We start from the raw sequence: 554 nt of genomic DNA on the forward strand, positions 1-554 counted from the left end.
GGCGGCTTCCAGCCGGGAGGAGGACAGGTCCACCGCGATGATTCTGCGCGGTGAGTAGATCCGTGCGGTGATGATCGCGGCGAGTCCGATCGGACCGGCGCCCACGACGACGACGGTGTCTCCGGGGCTCACGTGTCCGTTGCGCACACCGACCTCGTAGGCGGTGGGGAGGACTTCGGAGAACAGGACGGCGTCATCGAGCGCCAAGGTGCCGGGCGTCCGCCGGGTGGAGTAATCGGCGAAGGGCACCCGTACGAACTCGGCCTGGGTGCCGTTGATCAGATCCCCGAGGATCCACCCGCCCCCGCCGCGGCACTGTCCGAACATGCTGTCCCGGCAGAACTGACAGTGGCCGCAGGCCGTGACGGACGACACGATCACCTGATCGCCCGGGCCCATGGAGTGGACCTCGCGGCCGACGTCCATCACCTCGCCGACAGCCTCGTGGCCGAGGACCGTTCCGGGCTTCACTTCGGGGAGTTCTCCGCGCAGGATATGCAGGTCGGTGCCGCAGACGGTGGTGGCGTCGACGCGCACGATCGCGTCGGTCGGGT

1 protein-coding gene is annotated in these 554 nt (G+C 68.8%); it reads right to left on the reverse strand.

What is annotated here, in order from left to right; genetic code table 11:
- Positions 1 to 554 (reverse strand): alcohol dehydrogenase catalytic domain-containing protein (locus tag ACFPZI_RS37055; protein ID WP_381371564.1); only part of this gene is annotated, 554 nt, incomplete at both ends.

It is taken from the genome of Streptomyces chlorus (assembly GCF_042655885.1).
In the GTDB taxonomy this organism is placed as follows: domain Bacteria; phylum Actinomycetota; class Actinomycetes; order Streptomycetales; family Streptomycetaceae; genus Streptomyces; species Streptomyces chlorus.